This window comes from Isoptericola sp. NPDC055063 (assembly GCF_053608125.1).
In genome coordinates this window covers 231,136-238,464 of the sequence record NZ_JBSGUW010000009.1, presented here as the reverse complement: position 1 = coordinate 238,464, position 7,329 = coordinate 231,136, and the positions used below count along the sequence as shown (strand labels likewise).

At 76.4% G+C, this 7,329-nt stretch carries 7 protein-coding genes; 2 read left to right on the top strand and 5 right to left on the bottom strand.

Going from position 1 to position 7,329, the window contains the following annotated elements; translation table 11 throughout:
* Nucleotides 1-36: 36 nt before the first annotated feature.
* Entirely contained in the window at nucleotides 37-996 is a 960-nt protein-coding gene (locus ACWF41_RS13170; protein ID WP_452182655.1) for a zinc-binding dehydrogenase, read from the bottom strand.
* A gap of 38 nt (nucleotides 997-1,034) precedes the next feature.
* On the opposite strand from ACWF41_RS13170, the gene ACWF41_RS13165 reads away from it, so the two are divergent.
* On the top strand, nucleotides 1,035-1,976 hold the full coding sequence (locus tag ACWF41_RS13165; protein ID WP_380325953.1) for a hypothetical protein: 942 nt from the start codon (nucleotides 1,035-1,037) through the stop codon (nucleotides 1,974-1,976).
* A gap of 9 nt (nucleotides 1,977-1,985) precedes the next feature.
* Here the strand turns inward: ACWF41_RS13165 and ACWF41_RS13160 are convergent, their stop codons facing one another.
* The 4 genes from ACWF41_RS13160 to ACWF41_RS13145 form a co-directional block, all read right to left on the bottom strand.
* A complete protein-coding gene (locus ACWF41_RS13160) occupies nucleotides 1,986-2,414 on the bottom strand; it encodes a VOC family protein (RefSeq protein WP_380325950.1) in 429 nt (142 codons plus the stop codon).
* A gap of 98 nt (nucleotides 2,415-2,512) precedes the next feature.
* Nucleotides 2,513-2,644: a hypothetical protein gene (locus tag ACWF41_RS13155; protein WP_380325947.1), complete on the bottom strand. Its 132-nt coding sequence runs from the start codon at nucleotides 2,642-2,644 to the stop codon at nucleotides 2,513-2,515.
* A gap of 18 nt (nucleotides 2,645-2,662) precedes the next feature.
* A complete protein-coding gene (gene metX / locus ACWF41_RS13150; RefSeq protein ID WP_380325959.1) occupies nucleotides 2,663-3,868 on the bottom strand; it encodes a homoserine O-acetyltransferase MetX in 1,206 nt (401 codons plus the stop codon).
* A 107-nt stretch (nucleotides 3,869-3,975) separates the two neighbouring features.
* Nucleotides 3,976-5,361, bottom strand: coding sequence for a bifunctional o-acetylhomoserine/o-acetylserine sulfhydrylase (locus ACWF41_RS13145; protein WP_380325944.1), 1,386 nt, complete (start codon nucleotides 5,359-5,361; stop codon nucleotides 3,976-3,978).
* A 378-nt stretch (nucleotides 5,362-5,739) separates the two neighbouring features.
* Here ACWF41_RS13145 and ACWF41_RS13140 point away from each other — a divergent pair, with 378 nt between their 5' ends.
* A complete protein-coding gene (locus ACWF41_RS13140) occupies nucleotides 5,740-7,206 on the top strand; it encodes a C40 family peptidase (RefSeq protein WP_380325941.1) in 1,467 nt (488 codons plus the stop codon).
* The last annotated feature ends 123 nt before the right edge of the window (nucleotides 7,207-7,329 follow it).

The following is a 7,329-nucleotide window of genomic DNA, read 5'->3' as shown; positions in this document are numbered from 1 at the left end:
AAACAGGGCCAAACGCCCGCTCACAACACGTCGGGGTCAGGGGAGGACGAGAATCTTCCCGGTCTGCTCGCCGGCCGCGAGGCGGGCGAGCCCGTCGCCGACGCGCGCGAGCGGCACCTCGGAGTCGATGACGGGCCGCACACCCGTGCGCGCGACGAACCGCGCGAGCGCGGCGAGGTCGTCGCGGGTGCCCATGGTGACGCCCTGCACGCGGATCTCGTTGAAGAAGATGCGGGTCAGGTCGGCGGGCGGGGCGTCACCCGTCGTCGCGCCGCAGACGACGATCGTGCCGCCGGGCCGCACGGACCGCACGGAGTGCGCCCAGGTGGCCTGCCCGACGGACTCGAGCACCGCGTCCACGCGGTCGGGCAGCCGACCGCCGGTCTCGACGGCGTGCGAGGCGCCGAGCTCCCGCGCGCGCTCGCGGCGCTCCGCCGAGCGCGACGTCACGGTCACCTCGAGGCCGGCGGCGGCGCCCAGCACGATCGCGGCGGTCGCGAGGCCGCCGCCCGCGCCCTGCACGAGCACCCGGTCGCCGGGCGCCAGGCCGGCCGCACCGAACAGCATCCGGTACGCGGTGAGCCAGGCGGTGGGGAGGCAGGCGGCGTCCTCGAACGACAGGTCGTCGGGGATCGGGACCAGGTTGTGGGTCGGCACGGCGACGCGCTCCGCGAGGGTGCCCGGGTACTTCTCGGACAGCAGGGTGCGGCGCTCGTTCGGCCCGACGCCGTGCCCGTCGCCGCCCACGACGCCGTGCACCAGCACCTGCGTGCCGTCCGGCGTGGTGCCGGCGGCGTCCGTGCCGAGGATCATCGGGAGCTGCTCGGCACGCAGGCCGACGCCGCGCAGCGACCACAGGTCGTGGTGGTTGAGCGTCGCGGCGCGCACCTCGATCGTGGTCCAGTGCTCGCGCGCCTGCGGCTCCGGCCGGTCGCCCACCTCCAGCCCGTCGAGCGGGGAGTCGGGCGAGAACCGGGCGACGGTGGCGGCGAGCATGCGTCCCAACCTACTGGCCGCCCCGTTAGGTTGTGCGCATGCCTACCGATGGGGTCGAGGAGGAGCTCGCCGCGGCGCGTGCCGCCGTCGTCGAGCACGCGCAGCAGTCCGCCCGTCGCGAGCGTGCGCGCCACGAGGTGGCGGCCGCGGACGAGGCGCTCGCCGCGGCGCGCGCGTCCCTCGCGGACGAGACCCAGGACGTGCAGCGGCTGGAGTCGCTGAGCCTGTCCCGCGTCTGGGCGGGGCTGCGCGGCGACCGCGCGCAGCGGCTCGATGTCGAGCGGGCGGAGCAGCAGGCCGCCGAGTACGTCGCGGCAACGGCGCAGGCCCGCCGCGAGGCCGCGGCCCGCGAGCTGGCCGCCGTCGAGGCGGGGCTGGCCGCCCTGGGCGACGTCGAGGCGCGCTGGGGCACGGCGCTGGCCGTCAAGGAGCGGTGGCTGCGCGATGCCGGCGGGGCGGCGGCCGCGGAGCTGGCCGACGTCGCGGAGCGGACCGGGGCATGGCGCGCCGAGCAGCGGGAGATCGTCGAGGCGCAGGCCGCCGCGGAGGCCGCCGCCCGGGCGCTCGGCGCGGCCGCCGACGAGCTGCGCGGCGCCGACGGCTGGTCCACCTACGACACGTTCTTCGACGGCGGCGCGCTCGCGAGCATGGCCAAGCACCACCGCCTCGACCAGGCCGCGGACCTGCTGCGCCGGGCCGACGGCGCGCTGCGGCGCCTGACGGTCGAGCTGGGCGACCTCGGGGAGCAGGGGGTCGGGGACGTCGGCGTCGACGGCTTCACCCGCACGCTCGACATCTGGTTCGACAACATCTTCACGGACTGGTCGGTGCGGAACCGCATCGCCGAGGCGCGCGACCGCGTCGGCGCCGCCGGGCGCGCGGTGGACGCGGTCCGGCAGCGCCTGGCGGAGCGGGCCACCGCCGCCGACGCCGAGCTCGCGGCCCTCGCCGCCCGCCGGGAGACGCTGCTGGTGGGGTGAGCCCGGTGCTCACTCCGTGCCGACGTCGAACATCCAGGTGATGCCGTACCGGTCGGTCACCTGGCCGTAGTAGTCGCCCCACGGCGCCTTGTCGAAGGGCATCGCGTCGGAGCCGCCGTCGGCGAGCTTCGCGTACGCGCCGGCCACGTAGTCGTGGTCCTCCGGGCCGCCCGTCAGCGCGACGGTGACGCCGCTGGTGGGCGCCACGTACGGCATCATCGAGCCGGAGTCGGCGGCCATGAGGGTGAGGCCGGACGGCGTCTCGAGCTGGCCGTGCATGACGAGGTCCTTGTCGGAGTCCGGGATCGGCATGCCGGAGTCCGCGGGCATGCCGCCGAACGTGCTGATGTCGAGCTCGCCGCCGAGCACCGACCGGTAGAACTCGAGCGCCTCGCGGGCCTGGTTCTTGAAGCTGAGGTAGGGGTTGAGCCGGACCATGGGTGCCTCCAGCGACACTGCGGGGAACGGGCCGGCCGCGCGGGTCGGCGGCCGGGTCCCACGCTAGGCACGGCCGCCGACACCCGCTCGACGACCCGTCAGAGCATCTCCATCGGCATCGGCATCGGCATCGGCATCGGCATCGGCATCGGCATCGGCACCGGCACCGGCACCGGTCCGGACGGCGGCGGGACCGCGCGGCCGTCGGGCAGGGTGACGGTGGGGGTCATGCCTCGGTCATGCCGGGCTCACTCGTCGTCCGGGCCGCCCTCGACGCTGGCGCCCGCGAGGAAGTCGGCGACGATCGGGCCGAGCTGGTCGAACTCGATGAGGAAGCCGTCGTGCCCGTAGTCGGAGGTGACGATGCGCAGCGGCTCGGCGCCCGGCACCCAGGCTGCGATGCGGCTCGCCTGGTCGGGCGGGAACAGGCGGTCGGAGTCGACCGCCACGACCAGCGCCCGGGCCGTGATCTGCGACAGCGCGGACTCGACGCCGCCGCGGTCGCGGCCCAGGTCGTGGCTCAGCATCGACTCGGTGAGCACCAGGTAGGAGTTCGCGTCGAACCGGCGGGCGAGCTTGTCCCCGTGGTGGTCGAGGTACGACTGCACGGCGTACCGGCCGTCGGCCAGCGGGTCCTCCCCGCCCTGCGGCAGCCGCCCGAACCGCACGTCGAGCTCCGCGGCCGTGCGGTACGTCGTGTGGGCGATCTGCCGGGCGATGGCGAGGCCGGCGTCCGGCCCGTCGCCGTCGGCGGCGTCGTAGTAGTCCCCGTCGCGCCAGCGCGGGTCGGCGCGGATGGCGCCGAGCTGCGGGTGCGCCCAGGCGATCTGGTCGCCCGACGTCTGCGCCGTCGTCGCGATGGCGGCGATCCCGTCGACCGCGATGCCGGCCTCGGGCCCGAGCAGGGCCCACTCCAGCACGCGGAGCCCGCCCATCGACGCGCCGACGACGAGCGACCAGCGGTCGATGCCGAGCTGCCGCGCGAGCTCGATCTCGGCGGCCACCTGGTCGCGCGTCGTGATGCGCGGGAACCGCCCGCCCCACGGGCGGCCGTCGGGGGCGGCCGACGCCGGGCCGGTGGTGCCCTGACAGCCGCCGAGCACGTTGGGCGCGACGACGAAGTACCGGTCGGTGTCGATGGGCGCGCCCGGTCCGATCATGTCGGCCCACCAGCCGGCGGTCGGCTGCCCCGGCCCGACGGGACCGGTGACGTGCGCGTCGCCGGTCAGCGCGTGCAGCACGAGGACGGCGTTGGAGCCGTCCTCGGCCAGCTCGCCCCAGGTCTCGTAGGCGACCCGCACGCCGGGCAAGACGCCGCCCGCCTCGAGCTCCACCGCTCCGACGTCGGCGAACTTCCGGCCCGCGACGGCGTCGCCCTCGCGCCAGGCGCCCGTGGCGGGCACGGGCGGCTTCACCCGCGACCGCGACGCCGGGTGCGGGGGCGCGGGGCGCACGCGCGGCGCGCCGCCCGAGCTGCGCCCGCCCACCGACGGCACGGTGGGCGCGACGCCCACGCCTTCGCGCCGCGCCGGCAGGCGGCCCGGCACGCCGGTCACGCCCGTCACGCGGCGGCCTCGTCGCCGGCGTCGGTGGCGGCGTCGCCGGTGCCCGCCGCTGCGGCGAAGCCGAGCTCGAGGTCGGCGAGGATGTCCTCGATCCCCTCGAGGCCGACCGAGAGCCGCACCAGCGCGGGCGTCACGCCGGACAGCGCCTGCTCCTCGGGCGCGAGCTGCGAGTGCGTGGTCGAGGCCGGGTGGATGACGAGCGAGCGCACGTCGCCGATGTTCGCCACGTGCGAGTGCAGCCGCAGCGCGGACACGAAGGCACGGCCGGCGGCCGAAGCCTGCTCCGGGTCGGCGACGTCGAGCTCGAAGGCGATGACGGCGCCGGCGCCCTTCGGGGCGTACTTCGTGGCGTTGTCGTGCCACGGCGACGACGGCAGGCCGGCGTAGTGCACCACGCGGACGTCGTCGCGCTGCTCGAGCCACTCGGCGACGCGCTGCGCGTTGGCCACGTGCCGCTCCACGCGCAGCGACAGCGTCTCGAGACCCTGGGCCAGCAGGAAGGCGTTGAAGGGCGCGACGGCGGGGCCGAGGTCGCGCAGCAGCTGCACGCGCGCCTTGAGCACGAACGCGAGGTTGGCGCCGAGCGCCGAGCCGACGCCGAGGTCGCGGGCGTAGACGAGGCCGTGGTAGCTGGCGTCCGGCTCGTTGAAGCCGGGGAAGCGCTCCGGCTGGGCGGCGTAGTCGAAGGTGCCGCCGTCGACGATGACGCCGCCGATCGCGGCGCCGTGGCCGCCGAGGTACTTGGTGGCCGAGTGCACGACGACGTCCGCGCCGTGCTCGATCGGCCGCACCAGGTAGGGGGTCGCGATCGTGTTGTCCACGATGAGCGGCACCCCGACCTCGTGCGCGACGTCGGCGACGGCGGCGATGTCCAGCACGTCCGCGCGCGGGTTGGGGATCGTCTCGGCGAAGAACGCCTTGGTGGTGGGGCGGGTCGCCGCGCGCCACGACTCGGGGTCGTGCGGGTCGTCCACGAAGGTCGTCTCGATCCCGAGCTTCGGCAGGGTGTGCCGCAGCAGGTTGTACGTGCCGCCGTACAGGCTGGGGCTGGCCACGACGTGGTCCCCGGCCTGCGCGACGTTGAGGATCGCGAGCGTCTCCGCGGCCTGCCCGGAGGCGACGAGCAGCGCACCGACGCCGCCCTCGAGGTCGGCGATGCGGGCCTCGACGGCCTCCTGGGTCGGGTTGCCGATGCGGGTGTAGATGGGGCCGAGGTCGGCGAGGGCGAACCGGTCGGCGGCGACGTCGGCGCTGGGGAACTCGAACGACGTGGTCTGGTAGATGGGCAGCGCGCGGGCCCCGGTGGCGGGGTCGGGGCTCTGGCCGGCGTGGATCTGGCGGGTCTCGAAGGTCCAGCCGGGGGTGGTGGGCTGCTCGGTCATGGGGTGCTCCTGGGCTCGGCTCGGTCGGCGATGATCGGGCCGCGGCGGGTCTCAGGAGGGCCTGCGCGTCTGAGGCGGTGCCGCGGCGGTCGGCTGCGCACGTGGAGCGGGTGGCTGGGTCGACGAGCGGCCGCAGGCAGGCGAACGTGCGCGGTGGTCAGCGGCACATTCGACGGGTCATGCGGACGACCGTAGCCCCGCCTCGCGCCCCGCGACAGCGGGATCTCATGATCTGAGACCAAAATATGGACGGCGTGTCGCCTTGCCCTGCGTGTCGACATCGCACTCTCGGGTGGCGCTGCCTTCCCGTTCGGGTGAGCCTGGGCGAGGTTGCCCGGAGAACGTCGTCCCGGGGGCAGACCAGGGGAGGAGCGGAGCATGACCGGCACCGGACGCACCCCGCGGTCGCGCAAGGTCGCCGCGCTGGCGGTCGTCGTGCTGCTCGGCGGGGCTCCCGCCGCGGGCAGCGCGTGGGCCGAGCCTCCGTCGGACGACGACGTCGCGGCAGCGCACGCGGCCGAGGACGCCGCCCGGCTGGACGTCGCCGGGGCCGAGGCGCGGCTGGACGCGATCCGCGCCGAGCTCGCGCGCGCCGAGGCCGGCGTCCAGACCGCCGCGGAGGACTACGCGGAGGCGCGCGAGGCGCTCGCCGCCGCGAAGCGCGAGACGCGCGCCGCCCGCGAGCGGGCCGACCGGGCGCAGGAGGCCGAGGCCGCCGCCCGCGCGTCCCTCGCCGAGGCGTACCGCACCACGGCGCGCGCGACGGAGGGCGGCCTCGGGCCGCTGGACGTCGTCGCCGGCGCCCGCGACCTCGGCGACGTCGTCTCCTCCGACGCCGCGCAGCGAGCCGTCGACCGGCGGATCGCCCGCACCCTCGCGCAGCAGGCGGACCTGCGCGCCTCGGCGCGCAACGCCGACGCCCGCTGGGACGCCGCCCGCGCCGCGCAGCAGGAGGCGGACGAGGCCGCCGCGGCGGCCTTCGCCACCGCGCGGCGCACCGCCGACGACCTCACTGCCCGCACCGCCGCCGCCGAACGGGAGCGCGACCGCCTGTTCGCGCGCCTCGCCGACCTGCGCAGCACCACCGTCGACCTGGAGCGACAGCGGGAGGCGGACCGCCAGCAGCGCGCCGCGGCCGCGCACGAGCGGGCGGCGAGGGCCGCGGCCGAGGACGCCTCGACCGGGGCGGAGCAGGACGCCGCGGCCGAGGACACGTCGTCGGCCGGCGCGGGGCAGGATGCTGCGGCCTCGCCCGACCGGTCCGACGACGCGGGGTCGGGTGCGTCGGGCGGGACGTCCGACGGCGCGGCCGCCGGGGACGGCGGCGGGGACCGGGGCGCCGCGACCGCGCAGCCCGACCCGCAGCCCACGCGCACGCACGACCCGGCGCCGGACCCGGAGCCCACGCCCCGGCCGGACCCGAAGCCCGACCCGACGCCGAAGCCCCCGCCGGTGAGCGGCGTGGGCCAGGGCAGCGCCGCCCAGGGCCGCGCGGCGCTGGCGTGGGCGCGCTCGAAGATCGGCATCGCGTACCAGTGGGGCGGCACCGGGAACCCGGGCTACGACTGCTCGGGCCTGACGTCCGGCGCGTGGGACGCCGCGGGCGTGTGGATCACTCGCACGTCGCGGTCGCAGTACCTCACGGTCGGCAAGGTGTCGTACGGCTCGATGCGGCCCGGCGACCTGATCTTCTACGCCAACGACACGTCCGACCCGTCGACCATCCGGCACGTCGCGATGTACGCCGGCGGCGGGATGATGGTCGAGGCCCCGCGCCCCGGCGTCGACGTCCGCGAGACCCCGGTCCGCTGGGACGACGTCATGCCCTACGCCGGCCGCCCGTAGTCGCTGTGAGCGGGCGTTTTGTCCCCCTCCCCCGCCCAAACAAGGGCAAACCCCCCCCCCCCACCCCCCAGAGAAAAACCCGAGTCTCACAAACGACAAACCCCCGGCGAACCACCCCACCCC